Source organism: Tsuneonella deserti, assembly GCF_014644315.1.
GTDB classification, from domain to species: Bacteria; Pseudomonadota; Alphaproteobacteria; order Sphingomonadales; family Sphingomonadaceae; genus Tsuneonella; species Tsuneonella deserti.
On the sequence record NZ_BMKL01000001.1, the window covers coordinates 1,471,371 to 1,489,157 of the forward strand.

Annotated in this window: 22 protein-coding genes; 15 read left to right on the forward strand and 7 right to left on the reverse strand. The window is 65.3% G+C overall.

The window, feature by feature from the left end:
* Nucleotides 1-109: 109 nt before the first annotated feature.
* The 8 genes from IEW58_RS06975 to IEW58_RS07010 all read left to right on the forward strand — a co-directional run bounded on the left by IEW58_RS06975 (nucleotide 110) and on the right by IEW58_RS07010 (nucleotide 6,729).
* Nucleotides 110-550 carry a Ros/MucR family transcriptional regulator gene (locus IEW58_RS06975; RefSeq protein WP_188644469.1) on the forward strand — a complete coding sequence of 147 codons (441 nt, stop codon included), beginning with the start codon at nucleotides 110-112 and terminating at the stop codon, nucleotides 548-550.
* A gap of 62 nt (nucleotides 551-612) precedes the next feature.
* Nucleotides 613-1,035, forward strand: coding sequence for a Fur family transcriptional regulator (locus IEW58_RS06980; protein WP_188644470.1), 423 nt, complete (start codon nucleotides 613-615; stop codon nucleotides 1,033-1,035).
* Nucleotides 1,035-1,787: a lysophospholipid acyltransferase family protein gene (locus IEW58_RS06985; RefSeq protein ID WP_188644471.1), complete on the forward strand. Its 753-nt coding sequence runs from the start codon at nucleotides 1,035-1,037 to the stop codon at nucleotides 1,785-1,787. Before IEW58_RS06980 ends, IEW58_RS06985 begins: the two co-directional genes overlap by 1 nt.
* Before the next feature lie 33 nt (nucleotides 1,788-1,820).
* Nucleotides 1,821-3,170: a tRNA (N6-isopentenyl adenosine(37)-C2)-methylthiotransferase MiaB gene (gene miaB, locus IEW58_RS06990; protein ID WP_188644472.1), complete on the forward strand. Its 1,350-nt coding sequence runs from the start codon at nucleotides 1,821-1,823 to the stop codon at nucleotides 3,168-3,170.
* 153 nt (nucleotides 3,171-3,323) lie between these two features.
* Nucleotides 3,324-4,352 carry a PhoH family protein gene (locus tag IEW58_RS06995; protein WP_188644473.1) on the forward strand — a complete coding sequence of 343 codons (1,029 nt, stop codon included), beginning with the start codon at nucleotides 3,324-3,326 and terminating at the stop codon, nucleotides 4,350-4,352.
* Nucleotide 4,353: 1 nt separating this feature from the next.
* Entirely contained in the window at nucleotides 4,354-4,836 is a 483-nt protein-coding gene (ybeY, locus tag IEW58_RS07000) for an rRNA maturation RNase YbeY (RefSeq protein ID WP_188644474.1), read from the forward strand.
* 23 nt (nucleotides 4,837-4,859) lie between these two features.
* Nucleotides 4,860-5,780 carry a hemolysin family protein gene (locus tag IEW58_RS07005; RefSeq protein ID WP_188644475.1) on the forward strand — a complete coding sequence of 307 codons (921 nt, stop codon included), beginning with the start codon at nucleotides 4,860-4,862 and terminating at the stop codon, nucleotides 5,778-5,780.
* Between the two features lie 67 nt (nucleotides 5,781-5,847).
* Complete coding sequence (locus tag IEW58_RS07010) at nucleotides 5,848-6,729, forward strand: LysR substrate-binding domain-containing protein (RefSeq protein ID WP_188644476.1); 882 nt, start codon at nucleotides 5,848-5,850, stop codon at nucleotides 6,727-6,729.
* On the opposite strand, the gene IEW58_RS07015 is transcribed toward IEW58_RS07010, so the two are convergent.
* From IEW58_RS07015 to IEW58_RS07025, 3 genes are all read right to left on the reverse strand, one after another.
* Nucleotides 6,726-7,610, reverse strand: coding sequence for an AraC family transcriptional regulator (locus IEW58_RS07015; RefSeq protein ID WP_188644477.1), 885 nt, complete (start codon nucleotides 7,608-7,610; stop codon nucleotides 6,726-6,728). The genes IEW58_RS07010 and IEW58_RS07015 overlap by 4 nt on opposite strands.
* A gap of 109 nt (nucleotides 7,611-7,719) precedes the next feature.
* Nucleotides 7,720-8,667, reverse strand: coding sequence for a helix-turn-helix domain-containing protein (locus tag IEW58_RS07020; RefSeq protein ID WP_188644478.1), 948 nt, complete (start codon nucleotides 8,665-8,667; stop codon nucleotides 7,720-7,722).
* A 17-nt stretch (nucleotides 8,668-8,684) separates the two neighbouring features.
* The gene (locus IEW58_RS07025) at nucleotides 8,685-9,149 is read right to left on the reverse strand and encodes a peptidylprolyl isomerase (protein WP_188644479.1); all 465 of its coding nucleotides are present in this window, start codon (nucleotides 9,147-9,149) and stop codon (nucleotides 8,685-8,687) included.
* Between the two features lie 112 nt (nucleotides 9,150-9,261).
* Between IEW58_RS07025 and mgtE the strand changes: the two genes are divergently transcribed.
* The 4 genes from mgtE to IEW58_RS07045 all read left to right on the forward strand — a co-directional run bounded on the left by mgtE (nucleotide 9,262) and on the right by IEW58_RS07045 (nucleotide 12,302).
* Nucleotides 9,262-10,707 carry a magnesium transporter gene (gene mgtE / locus IEW58_RS07030; RefSeq protein WP_188644480.1) on the forward strand — a complete coding sequence of 482 codons (1,446 nt, stop codon included), beginning with the start codon at nucleotides 9,262-9,264 and terminating at the stop codon, nucleotides 10,705-10,707.
* A 38-nt stretch (nucleotides 10,708-10,745) separates the two neighbouring features.
* Nucleotides 10,746-11,138, forward strand: a complete 393-nt coding sequence (locus IEW58_RS07035) for a DUF1489 family protein (RefSeq protein ID WP_188644481.1) — start codon at nucleotides 10,746-10,748, stop codon at nucleotides 11,136-11,138.
* Between the two features lie 70 nt (nucleotides 11,139-11,208).
* On the forward strand, nucleotides 11,209-11,997 hold the full coding sequence (locus IEW58_RS07040; protein WP_188644482.1) for a sulfite exporter TauE/SafE family protein: 789 nt from the start codon (nucleotides 11,209-11,211) through the stop codon (nucleotides 11,995-11,997).
* A gap of 50 nt (nucleotides 11,998-12,047) precedes the next feature.
* Nucleotides 12,048-12,302: a hypothetical protein gene (locus tag IEW58_RS07045; RefSeq protein WP_188644483.1), complete on the forward strand. Its 255-nt coding sequence runs from the start codon at nucleotides 12,048-12,050 to the stop codon at nucleotides 12,300-12,302.
* Between the two features lies 1 nt (nucleotide 12,303).
* On the opposite strand, the gene IEW58_RS07050 is transcribed toward IEW58_RS07045, so the two are convergent.
* The 3 genes from IEW58_RS07050 to IEW58_RS07060 form a co-directional block, all read right to left on the reverse strand.
* Complete coding sequence (locus tag IEW58_RS07050; protein ID WP_188644484.1) at nucleotides 12,304-12,978, reverse strand: DsbA family oxidoreductase; 675 nt, start codon at nucleotides 12,976-12,978, stop codon at nucleotides 12,304-12,306.
* Entirely contained in the window at nucleotides 12,975-13,778 is an 804-nt protein-coding gene (nudC, locus tag IEW58_RS07055) for an NAD(+) diphosphatase (protein WP_188645705.1), read from the reverse strand. The genes IEW58_RS07050 and nudC overlap by 4 nt, the downstream gene beginning before the upstream one ends.
* A gap of 82 nt (nucleotides 13,779-13,860) precedes the next feature.
* Entirely contained in the window at nucleotides 13,861-15,180 is a 1,320-nt protein-coding gene (locus IEW58_RS07060) for a serine hydrolase domain-containing protein (protein WP_188644485.1), read from the reverse strand.
* A gap of 98 nt (nucleotides 15,181-15,278) precedes the next feature.
* On the opposite strand from IEW58_RS07060, the gene IEW58_RS07065 reads away from it, so the two are divergent.
* Nucleotides 15,279-15,500, forward strand: a complete 222-nt coding sequence (locus tag IEW58_RS07065) for a hypothetical protein (RefSeq protein WP_188644486.1) — start codon at nucleotides 15,279-15,281, stop codon at nucleotides 15,498-15,500.
* On the opposite strand, the gene IEW58_RS07070 is transcribed toward IEW58_RS07065, so the two are convergent.
* On the reverse strand, nucleotides 15,420-16,535 hold the full coding sequence (locus IEW58_RS07070; protein WP_229658481.1) for an A/G-specific adenine glycosylase: 1,116 nt from the start codon (nucleotides 16,533-16,535) through the stop codon (nucleotides 15,420-15,422). The two genes, IEW58_RS07065 and IEW58_RS07070, sit on opposite strands and share 81 nt — an antisense overlap.
* 29 nt (nucleotides 16,536-16,564) lie before the next feature.
* Between IEW58_RS07070 and IEW58_RS07075 the strand changes: the two genes are divergently transcribed.
* Nucleotides 16,565-17,104 (forward strand): DUF721 domain-containing protein, encoded by a 540-nt coding sequence (locus tag IEW58_RS07075; RefSeq protein ID WP_188644488.1) that lies wholly within the window; start codon nucleotides 16,565-16,567, stop codon nucleotides 17,102-17,104.
* Entirely contained in the window at nucleotides 17,104-17,784 is a 681-nt protein-coding gene (locus tag IEW58_RS07080; RefSeq protein WP_188644489.1) for a thioredoxin domain-containing protein, read from the forward strand. Before IEW58_RS07075 ends, IEW58_RS07080 begins: the two co-directional genes overlap by 1 nt.
* The last annotated feature ends 3 nt before the right edge of the window (nucleotides 17,785-17,787 follow it).

Below are 17,787 nucleotides of genomic sequence, written 5' to 3' on the forward strand. Positions count from 1 at the left end.
AGGCCAGTTGCTTCGCTTGTTTTTTCAAAACAAATCAAGCAGGATAAGGCGTGCGGGAGCGGTGACGGCTACCCCACCAATAAATATCGATCGCAAAGAAGGTTTCAACATGGACACAATAGAAACCGACATGTCGGAGATGCTGATAACCCTAACTTCCGATATAGTCGCAGCTCACGTGAGCAACAACACTATTTCCGTCGACGAGGTGGCGAGCCTTATCTCCACCGTCTACGGTGCACTCGCCAATCTGGGTGAACCTCCGGTGGTAGAGGAAGCCCGCCCCGATCCGGCGGTCACTATTCGGGCATCGGTGAAGCGCGACCATCTTGTCTGTCTTGAAGACGGAAAGAAGATGAAGATGCTCAAGCGTCACTTGATGACCGAACACGGGATGACTCCCGACGAATATCGCCAGCGTTGGGGTCTGGCCGCGGATTATCCGATGGTTGCTCCCGACTATGCGGAAACCCGGCGGGATCTGGCCGTGAAGATCGGCCTGGGTCGCAAGCCTGGACAAAAACGCGGGCGGAAGAAGAAGGCTGCCTGAGGCTTGAGAACAACGTCCCGGGGCTCTAAGTTCCGGGACGATTGTCCTTGCCGGAGCGCCGCTTGCACCACCCGATCGATCTTGAGCAACTGTGCGCCGAACGAGGGCTGCGGATCACTGAACAGCGCAGGGTCATCGCGCGCGTCCTTTCGGAAAGCGACGATCATCCCGATGTCGAGCAACTTCACCGGCGTGCGGCAGCCATCGACTCGAAAATTTCAATAGCCACGGTCTACCGGACAGTGCGCCTCTTCGAAGAGGCAGGTATCCTCGACCGCCATGATTTCGGCGACGGTCGTGCACGGTACGAGGCGGCACCCGAGGCGCACCACGATCACCTCATCGATGTCGAAACAGGCAAGGTCATCGAATTCGTCGACCCCGAGCTGGAGGCTCTGCAGCGGCAGATCGCCGCGAAGCTCGGCTTTCGCCTGGTAGATCACCGGATGGAACTCTACGGCGTCCGCAACGACCGCAAGGATTGATGACGCACGTCCTGCCCGCGGCGCGGCCCAACGCGCTCGCCTGGCCTCTGATAGGCTTTCGCCTGCTTCTCATGGCCATCATGCTCGCCGTGTGCACGCCGCTCCACTTTTTGTGGCGCGCCCTGGGCCTCGGCCGCTGGTGGCCCCGCGTGTTTCTGTCCTCGATCGGCCTCGTGGCCGGGTTGCATCTGCGGGTGAAAGGCACGCCTGCAAAAGGCGCGCTGCTGCTCGCCAACCACGTGAGCTGGCTCGATATTCCCGCGCTGTCGCAGGTAACCGGAAGCGCCTTCGTCGCCCACGACGGCCTAGCCGCATTCCCGTTGCTGAAATGGCTATGCGAGATGAACGAGACCGTCTTTATCGCCCGGCATGACCGCAAAAGCATCGCAGCGCAGGTCCAGCAGGTGCGAACAGCGATGGACCAGCGCGGCAGCCTGACCCTCTTTCCCGAGGGCACCACGAGTGACGGTACCGGACTGCTGCCGTTCAAGTCCGCGCTTCTGTCGGCGCTGCACCCACTTCCGCCAGGGGCAGTCGTCCAGCCGGTGTTGCTCGACTACGAGGAGGCACCCGGAATTGCCTGGGTCGGAGACGAGCACGGGCTGGATAACTTCAAGCGCATCCTTGGCCGGCTGCGTCCGTTGCGGCTGACGCTGCACTTCCTCGATCCGTTGCAGGGAGCCGATCTTGCCGATCGCAAATCCGTCTCGGCTGCCGCCCGCGCCAGGATCGCTGCGGAGATGAGCCGCTAGCCTCCCCGGCCCATTTCGGCTAACTGCGCCGCCATGCCTTCCGCCCCGCCTCCGAAGACCTTCAGGGTCAAGAGCTTCGGCTGTCAGATGAACGCCTATGATGGCGAACGGATGACCGATCTTCTCGAGGCGCAGGGCATCGTCCCCGCTGCTGAGGGCGATGATGCCGATCTGGTGGTTCTCAATACCTGCCACATCCGCGAACGGGCAGCGGAAAAGGTTTACTCCGACATCGGCCGCCTTGTGAAGAACGGAGACGCCGCGGGAAAACGCCCGCTGATCGCGGTCGCCGGGTGCGTTGCCCAGGCAGAAGGCGAAGAGATCATGGTCCGCGCCCCGGCCGTGAGCATGGTGGTGGGACCGCAGGCCTACCATCGCCTGCCGGAGATGATCGAGCAGGCCTCCCGAGGCGAACGGTCCAGCGATACTGAAATGCCGCCAATCGCGAAGTTCGATGCACTACCGGGTCGCCGGCGGAGCGGTCCGAGCGCGTTCCTGACGGTGCAGGAGGGATGCGACAAGTTCTGCACCTACTGCGTCGTTCCCTATACCCGCGGTGCGGAGATATCTCGACCGTTCAAGGACCTGCTCGCCGAAGCGGAGAGGCTAGTCGAAGCCGGCGCGTGCGAGATCACGCTGCTGGGGCAGAACGTCAACGCCTGGAGCGGGGAAGACGAGAAAGGCCGACCTCTCGGCCTCGACGGGCTGATCCGCGCGATCGCCGCGCTGCCGGATCTCCGCCGCATCCGTTACACGACGAGCCACCCTGCGGACGTAACCGACGGCCTGGTCGCCGCTCATGGCGAGATCGACAAGCTGATGCCGTTCCTCCACCTTCCGGTCCAGAGCGGATCGGACCGGGTGCTCAAGGGCATGAACCGGAGCCATACTGCCGAAAGTTATTTGCGGCTGATCGAGCGTTTTCGCGCGGCCCGTCCAGACCTCGCCGTATCGGGCGATTTCATCGTCGGGTTCCCTGGGGAGACTGACGCGGAATTCGCCGAGACGCTGCGCCTGATCGATGCGGTCGGCTATGCCCAGGCCTTCAGCTTCAAGTATTCATCGCGCCCCGGCACCCCCGCGGCCACGATGAGCGGTCACATTCCCCAGCCAGTGATGGAAGAGCGGCTGCAGAAATTGCAGGCGGCGCTCAATCGCGACCAGCTTGCGTTCAACCAGTCCACCGTCGGCAAGAAGTGCGCGGTCCTGGTTGAGCGCCGCGGGAAATTGCCTGGGCAATGGCTCGGTAAGTCGCCGTGGCTCCAGTCGGTGTGGTTTACGGGCGACCATGCAATTGGCGATCTCGTCGAAGTGGAGCTCGTCGAGGCGGGGCCGAATTCATTGGCCGGACGGGTTCTCCGGCCGGCTGCCGCGGCTGCCTGACCCATCGTTCACCGGGCACCGCTCTCTGGCCCGGGGCGACAGAAACGAACATTCATCCCCGCTTTCGGCAGGCTTATCCACCGCCTGGCTCGATTGCCCTGCTTGTGTTGGCGAAACAGCGTCCTAAGTTTCCCTTTCACACGAAAGGAGCGCATGGCTCGCAAACCCGCCCGCGCCGGAATGGCGCCCTCGCCTTCCCCGACCCCGTTGAGGGATCCGCGCCGCGCGCGCAGCGAGATCGCCTTTGAAGACCAATCGCTCCTGGGGCCGCTGTTCGGTCAGTTCGATGCCAATCTCGTTCAGGTGGAAAACCGGCTCGGCGTATTTATCTCCGCCCGGGGGGACCGTGTGCAGATCGAAGGGAGCGAAGATGCGGTCGCCCGCGCTCGCGATACCCTGCAGGCCATGTACGACCGGTTGGCGATGGGACAGGAGCTCGACGCAGGCGCGATCGAAGCGTTGATCGCGATGTCGGTGGAACCCACGCTCGAGGGTATCGTTCGCGGCAGCTCGGATGCCCCACCGGTAATGATCCGCACCCGCCGCAAGACCATCGTGCCTCGAAGCGCGGGCCAGATACCCTACATGCAGCAGCTGGCGAGCGAGGACATCATCTTCGCGCTCGGCCCCGCTGGCACCGGCAAGACATATCTCGCAGTCGCGCAGGCGGTCAGCCAGCTGATCACAGGCAGCGTGCAACGTCTGATCCTCTCGCGCCCGGCGGTCGAAGCGGGGGAGAAGCTGGGCTTTCTCCCCGGCGACATGAAGGACAAGGTCGATCCCTACCTGCGTCCGCTGTACGACGCCCTGTATGACTGCATGCCGCCCGAACAGGTCGAGCGCCATATCGCCAGCGGAGTCATTGAAGTCGCGCCGATCGCATTCATGCGCGGCCGCACCCTGGCGGACGCCTTCGTGATCCTCGACGAGGCCCAGAACACCACGCGCGAGCAGATGAAGATGTTCCTCACCCGCTTCGGCCAGAACAGCCGCATGGTGGTGTGTGGCGATCCGCGGCAGGTGGATATCCCGGGCGGCGACCGCACGAGCGGCCTCGCCGACGCGGTGGAGAAGCTTGAAGGCATCGAAGGCGTGGCGGTGAGCCGATTCACCGCAGCGGACGTGGTGCGGCATCCGATCGTCGGGCGCATCGTCGAGGCCTACGAAGGACCCGGCGCCTGACATGATGCTGGGCATCGAAATCGACGGCTGGCCTGGCCCTTTCGATTGGGCGGACCTTGCCGAACGCGCGCTCGAGGCGACCGAGCAGGTGGCGCCCGAATTGGCCAACCAGCGGCTTTCTGCCGATGTCCTGTTCACGGTCGATGAGGAAGTGCAGGCGCTTAACCGCGAATGGCGGATGAAGGATGCGCCGACGAACGTGCTGTCCTTTCCCATGATGGAACGTGCGGACCTTCTTTCGCTTGCCGCGGACGGCGGACCGGAGATGCTGGGGGATATTGCCCTCGCCTATGAGACCTGCGCGCGCGAAGCCGCGGAAAAGGGTGTCCGCATCGAGGATCACGCCGCCCATCTCATCATCCATGGCCTGCTGCATCTTGCAGGATTCGATCATCAGGCCGATGGCGAGGCAGAAGCAATGGAGGCGCTCGAAATCGACGCGCTCCGCATTATGAATGTCGCGGACCCCTACGGGAACGGCTGAGGCAACAGGGAATTACGACCGCAATGTCCGATAGCGAAGCTCCAGCGGGAGAAGCCGACAGTAACCGCGGGCTGTGGCTCGCGATCCGCCGCTTCTTCGATACCGCCGACGGGGAGCGAAGCCTGCGCGCTCAGCTGGAGGACGCTATCGATGAGCATGCCGCAGCCCGGGCGGGCGACGATGCGAACCCGACGGCAGATGGCGACCTTTCGCCGGTCGAACGGCAGATGCTCAAGAACCTGTTGCACTTCAGCGAGCATGACGCCGACGATGTGGCGATTCCGCGCGGCGAGATCATCGCCCTCAACGCGGCGGCAACGTGGGAGGAAGTCGTCGCCGCGTTTGCCGAGCACGGGCACTCGCGCCTGCTGGTCTATCGCGACACGCTCGATGAGGTCATCGGCATGATGCACATCAAGGATGTCTTCCCGATCATAGCAACCTCCGCGCGCCCGCCGGCCGACTGGACGACACTCATGCGCCAGCCGCTGTTTGTTCCCCAGGCGCGCAATGCCCTCGACGTCCTGGCCGACATGCGCCAGCAGCGCGTTCACCTCGCGGTCGTGGTCGACGAATACTCCGGGACCGACGGCCTTATCACGATCGAGGACCTGGTCGAGGAGATCGTGGGCAACATCGAGGATGAGCACGACGAAGCGGCGGAGGAGTGGATCATCGCCTTGCCTGGCGGAACGTGGGAGTGCGATGCGCGCGCAGAGCTCGAAGACGTGGCCGAACGGATCGACCCGCGGCTGGCCGAAGTCGAAGAAGCAGTCGACACGCTGGGCGGCCTCGCCTTCGTGCTTGCCGAATCGGTGCCTGCCATAGGCACGGTGGTCACTCACCCCAGCGGCTGGCGAATGGAGGTCACCGACGCTGACGAGACGCACGTGAAGCGGCTCCGTCTCCATCCCCCTGAAAATCGGGAGGATCCGGAGGAATAGCGGGCCAACCTTCGCACTTGCGAAAAAGCTGCTCGACAAGCTGCCCCGGTCCAACCACTTTCGTTCGATGACCCGCCGCCTGCCGCCCCTCCGCGCTCTCGAAGCGTTCCTGCGCGTTGTCCGCCTGGGATCCGCCCGCGCCGCGGCGGCCGAACTCGGCCTCAGCCCTTCGGCGCTTTCGCGCCGCATCCTGACGCTTGAGGAATTCGTCGGCCGGAAGCTGTTCACCCGCGCGCACCAGACGATGCAGCTGACTGACGACGGGCGCGCCTTCTACGATGCAGTCGCCCCGCACATCGAAGCGCTCGCCGGCGCGGTCGAGGCCCAGTCGGACAACCTGGGCGTCATGCGTCTGCACCTTGGCGTATTGCCCCTGTTCGGCGGACAGCGGCTGTTCCCGCGGCTGCCGGAGCTGCGCAAACTGCACCCTCGCCTGCATATCGATATCGATACGGGGCCGCACTTGCTCGACCGCGTAGGAGACACGCTTGATGCGGCAATCGTACTGATGACCGATCCCGATCCAACGTTCCACTCGGTCCGGCTCGATCACAACAGTGTGTTCGCCATCGCATCGCGCGAATTGGCTGCCGAGCTCGGTTCCGCACCCGATGCTTCGCAGCTCGCCAAGCAGACGTTCCTCGTCCACAATGAACTGCCGGACAGCTTCATTGCATGGCGAGAAGCGCTCGGGCTGCAGCCGTTCGAGCCGGCGGCCGTCGATCATTATGATTCGGGCCAACTGATCCTCGAGGCCGCGGCGCAAGGGCTCGGCATCGCAATCATGCACGACGACCATTTCAAGCGCGCGGGCGACAAGCGTCTCGCGCGTTTGTTCGATATCGATGTGGCGAGTCCCTATTCATACTGGTTCGTGTGCCGTCCCCGCGCTCTGGACCAACGCCCGGTGCGGCTGTTTCACGACTGGCTGGTAGGCGCGGGCCTCTAAGCCAGATCCGTGCGGCCTGGGGAGGTTGACCTCGCGGGCGGCACGGGGTCGAGCACCTGGGCCGGCGTGCCCAGCACCTTTGCCCGCAACTCGAGCGACCGCTTCAACAGAGGCATGTCGCGCTCGAGGAATGCCTGGGGGGACATGCCGAGAAAGAAGTGCGAATCGCGAATGAAGTGCGAGTAGTCGGTATAGCTTGGATCGATGATGGTGGCGCCCTCCCGTCGGCCGGCGGCGCGCAGCGCATGAAGGGAGCGAAGGAACCGCGCCCTCCGGAGGAGGACTTTCGGCCGGAACCCGAATGCTCGCCGCGCGAGGCGCTGCAATTGCCTCAGGGACAGGCCAGTCACCCGCGTCAGCTCCTCGACGGAAGTGATCGCGGGATCGACCAGGGCCGCCTCGATCCGCCCGATAGCAGTGTCGTCGGCACCCGGCGGATGGAGCAAGGCACGGATCACGGCGTCGAATGCCCTCGGCACGTCGTCGTCCGACTGAAGCGTGCTGAAGTGGGTTTCGATGAGCTGAAGCGCTTCCGCGCGAGCGAATGGCGGCTGGCTGATACGGTCAGCCCAGTGACCGGCGGGAGCCGAAAAAAGGCGTGGCCAGCATCGTGGGCGAATTCCCGCGCCCACCAGGAACCCAGCTCCTGACTGAGACCAGACGACCTCGCTGGTCGGACCGAACAGCGATACCTGCGGCGGCGTGAACCAATCCCCGCGCGCCTTGCGGAGTTGCCACTTTGCCCCGCCGGTGACTGCAATGCGAAGGCTCGCCAGTGCGGGCTCGAATGCCCCGCGCTGCGGCTCTCCGTCGTTGTTGTCCACGACGTAGAGGTGATAGCCGCTGACAAAAGGCGCGAGGTCATCCTGCGGCGGCCACATCACAAGGCGTGGCTCGGTAGCCAGCGCGCAAGGAAAGTCACGGATAGCAGGTGCGGCCGGCACGTCCGGCGCCTTCGACGGACTACGGGAACGCCGCTGTCCCATCCGGTCAGTCAGATACCGGACCGATACGAGGCGGCTCGCCCGTCGAGGCTGGATCAGCTAGTGCCTGCGCCGGCGCTCCCAGAACCGCGCGCCGCAACGCGAGCGACTGCCGCAGCAGCGGCGTATCGAGCTTTAGAAACGCTTGCGGACTCATGCCAAGGAAGTGCTGCGCGTCCCGAACGAAATGCGAGTAGTCGGTATAGCCCGGATCGATCGCAGTCGCACGAGCGGAAACCGCGGCGTCGGCGATGGCATGGAGTGAGCGCAGGAAACGCGCCCTACGCATCAGGAGCTTGGGGGTAAATCCGAATGCCCGCAAGCTGAGCCGTTCCAGCGAACGGGCCGAAATGCCGACTTGGTCCGCGAGCGCCGTCACGCTGGCAAGCTCGGGATGGAGCAGCGCTGCCTCGACTGCTCCGACGATCGCATCGCGCTCGTCATCGGCGCCCGCATGGGTGAGCAGAAAGCGGTCGAACAGCTCAGGTATCTCCGCATCGTCCGTGACAGCGATCAGCAGCTGTTCGAGCTCCGCCGGGTCGAACGCCAAGGCCCTGCCCGGATTGTCGACGCGGTCCGCCCAGATGGCCGCAGCTTCGCACGAAAAGCGAGCCCAGCCACGGGGCCTCAGGCCGATGCCGATGGTCATCCCTTTGGCGGATTCGGACCACGTCACCCGGCTGCTGGGACCGAACAGCGATCGCTTTCCAACCGGCTGCCAACGCTCGCCTGGCTGGCGTACGCACCAGTCCCCGTCGCCGAAAGTAAACCGAACGCTGGGCCAGGCGGGCTGGAACACGTCGCGCTGGCGCTCGCCCGCCGGGGGATCGAGCGCATAGAGATGATACCCACTCACCAGGTGGGCGAGCGCAGGCGCAGGACGCCAATAGCGCATCCGGGCGTCGCCCGGCAGTGCCGGTTCGCCGGCTCCCGGCGGTTCACCCGATGATGTCATGCGCGACCGTCAGTCGTCTAGCCGACGGTGGCCTTGACGATCTTGCCCGGCTGGCGCGGCGGCTCGCCCTTGGGCAGCGCGTCGACGTGCTCCATGCCGCTCTCGACATTGCCCCACACGGTGTACTGCTTGTCGAGGAAGCGCGCGTCGTCGAAGCAGATGAAGAACTGGCTGTTGGCGCTGTTGGGATCGTTGGTCCGCGCCATGGAGCAGGTGCCGCGGACGTGCGGTTCGGCGCTGAATTCCTGCTTGAGGTCGGGCTTGCTGCTGCCGCTCATGCCGGTTCCGGTCGGATCGCCGCCTTGCGCCATGAAGCCGGGAATCACGCGGTGAAATACAACGCCGTCGTAGAACCCTTCCCGGGCGAGCTCGGTGATGCGCGCGACATGGTCGGGAGCCAGATCGGGCCGCAGGCGGATGACGACGTCGCCGCCCTCCCCGTTGCCGGTGTCGAGGGTGAAAGTCAGCTTTTCGTCAGCCATCGGGCATCTCCTTCGATATCTGCGGGCCGATATAGAGTAGCGGCGCACGTTGTCACCCGTCGCTTGCGTTTCCGTTGCCAGTCGCGGGTCGGCCTCGTAGAGCCCGAAGCCGATGGCGGACGAGCATACCCTCCCGGATGAACTGCGCCCTGGCGAGGAAGCCGGACGTCCCGACGATCGCATCGATGACGAACGCCATGACGAAGAAAACCGGCTGAAGACCAGCTACGTCCGCAGCGTCGTCGAGGCGCTGGATGCCGGCGACAAGGGCCGCGTCTACGATTTGGTCGAGCCGCTTCACCCTGCCGACGTGGCCGACCTGTTCGAACTGGTCGACGCGGACGATCGTCCGCGCCTGGCCTCCGCGATCACCGACCTGCTTAGCGGCGAAGTCATCGCAGAGCTGAACGACTTCGTGCGCGATGGCATGATCGAGGCCCTGCCGCCCGAGACGGTGGCAGGGATAGCCGAACAGCTCGAGACGGACGACGCGGTCCAGCTGATCGAAGACCTCGATGCGGCCGACCAGGCGGCCGTGCTGGCCGAAATGGAGCCTGCGGATCGGGCCGCGATCGAGAGCGCGCTCGCCTACCCGGAGGAGACCGCCGGTCGCTTGATGAGCCGGGCGTTCGTAGCGGTGCCCGAACACATGACGGTCGGTGACCTGATCGATTATCTGCGCGATACCGACCGGGGAGACTTGCCGACCGATTTCTGGGAGGTCTTCGTAGTCGACCCGGCGCACAAGCCGGTCGGCACCTGCCAGCTGTCGTGGATCCTGCGCACCCCGCGCCACATCGCCCTTGCTGATGTCATGAAGCGCGACCAGACGCTGATCCCCGTTACTGCCGACCAGGAAGAGGTCGGCAACATGTTCCAGAAGTACGCGCTGATCTCGGCGGCCGTGGTGGACGAGAGCGGGCGGCTGGTCGGGCAGATGACGGCCGACGACGTCGTACACATCATTTCCGAGGAAGCGGGTGAGGACGTCTTGCTGCTGTCCGGCGCGGGTGACGGCGACATCAACGAACCCATCCGCGACGCCTATACCGCGCGGGTGCGCTGGCTCGTGGCGAACCTCGCCACCGCATCGGTCGCATCCTTCGTCATCTCGCGGTTCGAAAGCGTCATCGCGCAGATGGTGGCCCTTGCCGTGCTGATGCCGATCGTCGCGGGGATCGGCGGCAATGCGGGGACCCAGACGCTGGCGGTGACCGTTCGCGCGTTGGCGACGAACCAGCTCACGGCCAGCAACGTATGGCGCGCGGTCCGCCGCGAACTGTCCATCGCGCTGCTGAACGGCGCCACGGTGGCGCTGGTGATCGGGCTCGCCGTCGGCCTGATCTTCGGCCACCCGATGCTCGGTGCGGTCATCGGCATGGCCATGCTGACGAATATTGTCATTGCCGGGATCGCCGGGGTCCTGGTCCCGCTGACGCTCGAACGGCTGGGAGCGGACCCGGCAATCTCATCCTCCATTTTCGTGACGATGACGACCGATTCGATGGGCTTCCTCGTGTTCCTCGGCCTGGCAGTCGCCAGCGGCCTCGTTGGATAGGGCTTGAGGCCACTGTCAGCCCGACTATTTCGACGATCATGCCGCTCCACATGACAAAAATCGCCTACAGCTCGAAATCGATCGAGGCGCTGCGCGAGTGGGTGGAGGCGGAGGACGAGGCGCATATGCGCACCCGATACCTGCCCAAGCGTCATGCGGAGATGATCGGCGGCTCGTTATACTGGATCATGGACCATGCCGTCGTCGCCCGCTGCGAAATCCTCGGCTTCGCCCAACGGCCGGACGGACACTGGACCATTCGGCTTCAGCCGCGGCTGATCCTCGTCGAGCCCAAACACAAGCGCGCCCACCAAGGCTGGCGCTACCTTCAGGATCGCGATGCCCCGCGTGACCTCGAAGACGGAGAGGTGCCCGGCGACGCGATCCCGGGGCGCCTTGCCGGCCGTCTGACCAAGCTCGGCCTGATTTGACGAGGAAATAACTGCGATTGCGCAGCAGGCGCGAGCGGGCCAGTATCACGCCGAACCGCGGGGGCATGCGATGGACCTGTTCGCTTCGATCGATCTGCCGCACGCGCTCGCGGGTCTCCTCGTGGGTTTTCTCGTCGGGCTGACCGGGGTCGGCGGTGGCTCGCTCATGACGCCGCTGCTGGTGCTCATGTTCGGCGTAGCTCCGCAGACCGCCGTGGGCACCGACCTTCTATTCGCGGCGATCACCAAGATCGTCGGCGTGGGAATACATCACGGGCACAGCACCGTTGACTGGCGTATCGTACGGCGTCTTGCCATCGGGAGCATGCCCGCCGCCGTGCTAACAATATCGGCTCTCAACACATTTATTCACATCGGGACCAACACCAGCCACGTCATCCTGATCGCGCTCGGTGCATTGCTGGTGGTGACGTCCATCGGGCTCCTCTTCCAACGGCGGCTGATGGCCTACGGCGCCACTCACACCATCGTTCACTCGAGCCGCACTCTCTTGCCGACCGTAGCGCTCGGCGCGGTGCTCGGTGTGCTGGTCACCATCACGTCCGTGGGTGCAGGAGCGATCGGTGCAACGATCCTGCTGATGATCTACCGACGGGTACCGGTGTCGCGCATAGTGGGCACCGACATCGCCCACGCCGTTCCGCTCGCGCTGCTGGCCGGAGCCGGTCACTGGTTGATCGGCAGCGTCGATGGACGCCTTCTGCTTGCACTGCTCGTCGGATCGATTCCCGGAGTGGTCGCCGGCAGCCTGCTGTCTTCTCGCTCGCCGGACCGGTTCGTGCAATGGGCACTGGCCGCCATTCTCGCGGTCTCGGGGGTCCGGTTGCTGATCCAGTAACGCGGAACATTCGCGCGTCGGGCGCCGTTTCCTATCCAAGGAGACGAACGATGACCGAACGCAAACCCCATCCCGATAACGAGTTGATCGATTCCCTGGAGCAGGGAAGCGGCGGCTCGACTGCCCAGAACGACCGTTGGGGCGGCAACCTTGCCCGCGATGTCGGCACGCGCTCGGAAGAACGATCGCTGGAGGGCAACCTGGTCGGCGAAGAGGTCGACCGGGTGAAAGGTTCGGACAATCCTGCCCGGGACGAGCTCAAGGGCGAAAAGACGATAGCCTCGATGCCGACTTCAGGCGATTGAACTATCCGCTCCGGGCGACGACCTTTCGCAAGACATTGACGTAGGTTTCCGGCTCCTGGGCGCCGGGAACCAGGAATTGCCCGTCGATCACCATCGCCGGCACACCGCTTACAGAATGGTCGAACGCGCGCTGTTCCTCGGCCCTGACCTCCTGGGCGATGCCGGAATCGTCCAGACCCGCTTTCGCCTGCTGACGATCGAAACCGCTCGCTTGGGCGACGTTCAGCAGCACTTCGCGGTCGGCCATGTTACGCCGCTGTTGGAAGTGGGCCGCGAACAGTGCCAGCTTGAGCCGCGTCTGGGCTTCCGCGCCGGCGCTTTGGAGCGCCCAGCGGAGCAGCTTGTGAGCGTCGAAGGTGTTCCACAGCATCGCGGGCGGCGCTTCACCCGGACCGGTGTAGTCGAACGGAAATCCCGCCACCCGTGCCCGCTCGGCCATCATCGCCGCTCCTGCCGAAGCCTGCTCGGGCGTTCGGCCATACTTGCGGGCGATGTGCGCGCGGCTCTCCTCGCCCTCCGGCGGCATGTCAGGATTGAGTTCGAACGGCAGCCAGCGGATTTCCGCCTCGATCTCGCCCTCGAACGTCGCCAGCGCCCGTTCGAGGTTCTTGTAGCCGATGACGCACCACGGGCACATCACGTCGGACCAGATGTCTATCGTGACCATCGCGCTCATCGGTCGAGCCACCATTGCATCAGGTGGTTCGCAATCGCATGGCGAGGGGGAGCGCCGAACGGTGCATCGGGATCGTCAGCCAGCGCTGCGGCGACTTCGTCACGCGTGAACCAACGCCCTTCGGCAAGCTCGGTCGTGTCGATCACCACTTCGTCGTCGTCCGTCATCGCGTAGCAGCCCAGCATGAGCTGGCTGGGGAAAGGCCACGGCTGGCTGGCTACATACTGGACGTCGCGCACCCGCAGGCCAGATTCCTCGAGCACTTCGCGCGCGACCGCTTCCTCGATGCTCTCGCCCGGTTCGACGAACCCGGCGAGGGTCGAGAAGCGGCCCTCCGGCCAGCCGAGGCCGCGGCCGAGCATCAGACGGCCGTCGTTTTCCACCAGCATGATGGTGACCGGATCCACCCGCGGAAAGTGCTGAGCTCCGCACGTGCCGCAGCCACGCTGCCACCCGCCCTTGGCGATAGTGGTGTTGCCTCCGCAGGACGAGCAGAACCGGTGCCTGGCGTGCCAGTCGCAGATGCTGCGGGCTCCTCCATACAACGCGAGATCACCTGGCGGGAGCGTCGCCATGAGCTGCCACAGCGCAGGATTTGCCAGGCGCGGCGAAGAGTCGCCGGACTGGGGGACAGCGGCAAAGCAGGCCCGCGCGCTTCCCGACTCTCCGGCTTCAAGCCCCAGGAACACCAGCTCGCAATCTTCGGGTGCATCGGCGAGGCTCCCCCAGGCGAGGCCTCCCAATTCATCCACCCCGGGCATCAACCCGTCGAGGAGAAGCAATCGCGCGCGCCAGTTCATGTGGCCAGCGAGGGCATCAGGATCGGCGCGCACATGGTCCGCACGGTCGAGCGGCGACCCGGTGAAGGCGAGCGCCACGCGCCTACTTTCCGCCGGTCAGCGCGGCGGCGTCCACCCGCACGGCCTGCGTGAATTCGTCCGTCAGCGGATAACCGGGCATGGCCATGTACTGCGTCATCATCGTCGCCCGCAGGCCGTGCCGGAAATCGACGAACGCCGCAGTCCCCGCAGCCCCCCCCCAACCATAGGTTCCCGCCTGGTCGCCAAGCCCGACGCGGCCGCCGGCCCCGAAGCCGGCGCCGTCCGCGAAAGTGCCGGTGGTATCGACCCCATCGGGGAGAAGATTGGACGTGCCCACGCGCACTGCCAGCTCGCTCATCACCCGCTTTCCATCGATCTTGCCGTATCCGGCGAGCATGCGAAGGAACCGGTCGTAGTCGCGCGCGCTCGACACGAGCCCGGCCCCGCCCATCGGGAATGGCGGGGGATCGGCGTAGATCGACTGCGTCGGCGGGTCGATGGGCACGAGTTGCCCTTCGAGCACGCCGTAGTTGGTCGTCAGCCGCCCCAGCTCACTCGCGGGCACCTGGAAGAACGTGCTGCCCATCCCGGTCGGTTCGAAGATGCGCTGCTTCAGAAACGCATCGAAAGGCTGGCCGGACGCGACCTCGATGACGCGACCCATAAGGTCGAGCGCGACGGAATAGGACCAGCGTGTCCCGGGCTGCGCCACGAGCGGAAGGCTGGCGAGGCCGTCTGCGAACGCGGCAAGGCTGCCGACAGCCTTTCCGCGGCCAAAAGCGGCCGCGATCGGCAGCTTCGTCACTTGTCCCGGGATCAGCCCGGCCTTTTCATAAGCGGTCTTGATCGCCCCCTTCTGGATGATCGAGTAACCCAGCCCCGCGGTGTGCGTGAGCAGGTTGCGGATCGTGATCGGCCGTTTCGCCGGCTCGAGATCGGTGATCGACCCGTCGTAGGTTTTCTGCACCTGCATTTCCGCGAAAGCCGGCAGGATTTCCGCGACCGGCTGGTCGAGGCCGAGCAGACCCTCGTCGATCAGGATCATCGCCGCCATGCCGGTGACCGGTTTGGTCATCGAGTAGATGCGGTAGAGGCTGTCGAACCCGGCTGGCCCCTCCTGCCCGAGAGCAAGGTTCCCGACCGCGACGACGTCGGGCGCAGCCTGCCCGAAGCCGATCGCGGACACCACGTTGGCGACCTTGCGTGCCGAGACGTACCTTTCGGACAGCCTGGCCACGCTCGGCCAACGCCCCGCGTCTTGAGCAAAAACCGCCCGGCCCAAGGGAAAGCCACCCAGCGCGGCGCCCGCCCCCAGCACGAACCCCGAACGAAGCAGGGAGCGCCGCGAGATCTGCGGCCCATCCAGGTCCCTCAATGCCATCTGTCTACCCTGTGACCAGTTTCATCCGGATTTGGGGCAAGGCGGTGGCCCGGTCAATCGGCCTTGCAAGAGCGCAGTGTCCTATCCATATAAGACACATGCTGAACATCGTTTCCGTGCTGATCGGGCTTTTCGCGCTAATCCTGGCAATCCCCTCTGCCATACCGCTGCTCGGGTGGGGCAACTGGGTAGTCCTGCCGCTCGCGGTACTGGGCGCCGGCATCGGCGCGCTGTCGCGGTCAAACAGCGGGCGAAACCTGTGCCTCGTGGTGCTGGTCATCGCCGCGATCCGTCTCAGCCTGGGTGGCGGCATCATCTAGCGCCCGTGCCGCCGCCTTGGCGTACAAGGTCGGCAATCCGGCTCCTTCGAGGTTCGCCACCGGCCACCATTCTCCCTCTCCTGCTGGATCTCGCGTGGCTCGGATCGAGCGCACCGACAGCGTCAATGCGCAATGGGTGAAGACATGGCGCACCGCGCCCGCATTGCGCCACCTGCCCGCAAAGGGCGGCTTACCCGATCCGTCCTGCCGGGCGGACCAGCCATCGTCCGGCAACGCGCGCATTCCGCCGAGCATTCCCGCCCTTGTCCTTCTCACCAGCCAGACGGCCCCCTCGCGTTCGATCCAGAACGCGGTGCCGGCGCGCGACGGCTTGGCCTTTTTAGGCAGCTTGAGCGGGTAATTGTCCGGCATCCCGGCCTGCCGGGCGCGGCAGCTTCCCGCCAATGGGCAGAGCAGGCACCGGGGTGCGCGCGGGGTGCAGATCGTCGCGCCGAGGTCCATCATCGCCTGCGCGAAATCGCCCGCACGGCCACTCGGGGTGACATCATCGGTGCTCGACCGGATTGCCCGGCGTGCGCCCGGAATCGGCTCGCCGATCGCGAACAGCCGGGCCACGACACGCTCGACATTGGCGTCCACGACCACCGCGCGGCGTCCGAAGGCAATCGCGGCCACCGCGGCTGCGATATAGGCCCCGACGCCCGGAAGTTCGCGCAATCCCGCTTCGGTCTCCGGAAAGCCGCCTCGCTCCGCCACTACGCGCGCGGCGGCGACCAGGTTGCGCGCGCGGGAATAGTAACCCAGCCCGGCCCATGCGGCCATCACCTCCGCCTCGTCTGCCGCTGCCAGCGCTTGCACTGTCGGCCACCTGTCGATGAACTTTGCATAATAGGGCGCGGCGGCAGCGGTGGTTGTCTGCTGGAGCATGACTTCGGACAGCCACACGCGGTAAGGCTCGGGCGGCGGGGCTCCAGGCGGGGAGCGCCAAGGCAGCACCCGAGCGTGTGCATCGTACCAGGCAAGCAGATCGCTCGCGATAGTCCCATGGATGATGGTGGTGGAACTGGCGCTCACCGCGCGCCTATGGCATGGCCTCGTCGACGATGGAACGGGACGCATATGCCAAATCCGGCAAGGGCCTGAAGGCCGAACCGCGCCGCTACGAAAGGCCGCGCGGGGGACCTGCGCGCCCGATCTCCGAGTTGACCCCGCAGGTCGGACGATCGGCTTTCCGCCGGTTCGGCTTCGTGCAGTCCAGCGTCGTAACGCGCTGGCCCGAGATCGTGGGTGAACATCATGCCAAGGTGTGCGCGCCGGAATCGATCCGGTTCGCACCGGGGGAGAAATCCGAAGGCATCCTGCAGCTCGTGGTGCTGCCGGCCCACGCGCCGCTGATCCAGCATGTCATCCCCGAGATCATGGAGCGTGTGAACCGCTTCTTCGGATACAAGGCAGTCGCCAGGGTCAAGCTGCGGCAAGGGTCGGTTAATCCCCCGCGTGGTGAAGCGCCCGCTGCAGGACCGCCCTCGCTCAAGCCCATCCCGATCGAGCTGGGGGATAGCCTGCGCGACATCGGCGATCCCGAGCTGCGCGCAGTGCTCGAATCGCTGGCTCGCTCGCTTGGGGGACAGGAGAACAGTTGATGAAGATCGCTCGTCTGGCGCTGGCCGCGGTGGCCGCGCTGACCGCCACTTCCGCGACGGCCGAGCCTAACTGGCTGACGGTGGTCGATACGGCCGGCGGTGGACACAAGATCGGCAATCCCGCCGCAAAGGTGAAGCTGACCGAATTCGTCAGCTACACTTGTCCCCATTGCGGGCATTTCGCGCAGGAAGCCTCGAGTGCGATCGAAGTTTATACCGCAAGCGGCAAGGTGCAGGTCGACGTCCGCCACGTCGTCCGCGACCCCGTCGACCTGACGGTGGCCATGCTCGCCAATTGCGGGCCGGCCGCGAAATTTCCCCGCAACCACACTGCGCTGATCCTCGCCCAGCCCAAATGGTTGCCGCTCGCCGAAAAGGCGACCGAGGGCCAGAAGGCGCGTTGGTATGGAGGGGCCATGTCCGCGCGGCGCCGGGCGATCGCCAGCGACCTTCACCTCTACGATATCATGGTCCCGCGGGGTTACGATCGGGTCACGCTGGACAAGTGCCTTTCAGACGATGCGCGCGCCAAGGCGCTCGGCGAGCAGTCGGTGGCCGATGACAAGAAGTGGAACATCCAGTCCACCCCCAGCTTCGCGATCGACGGGGCGCTGCTTACCGGAGTCTATACCTGGGGGCTGCTGCGGCCATTCCTCGACGCGCGGCTGAGCGCGACCTAGCGC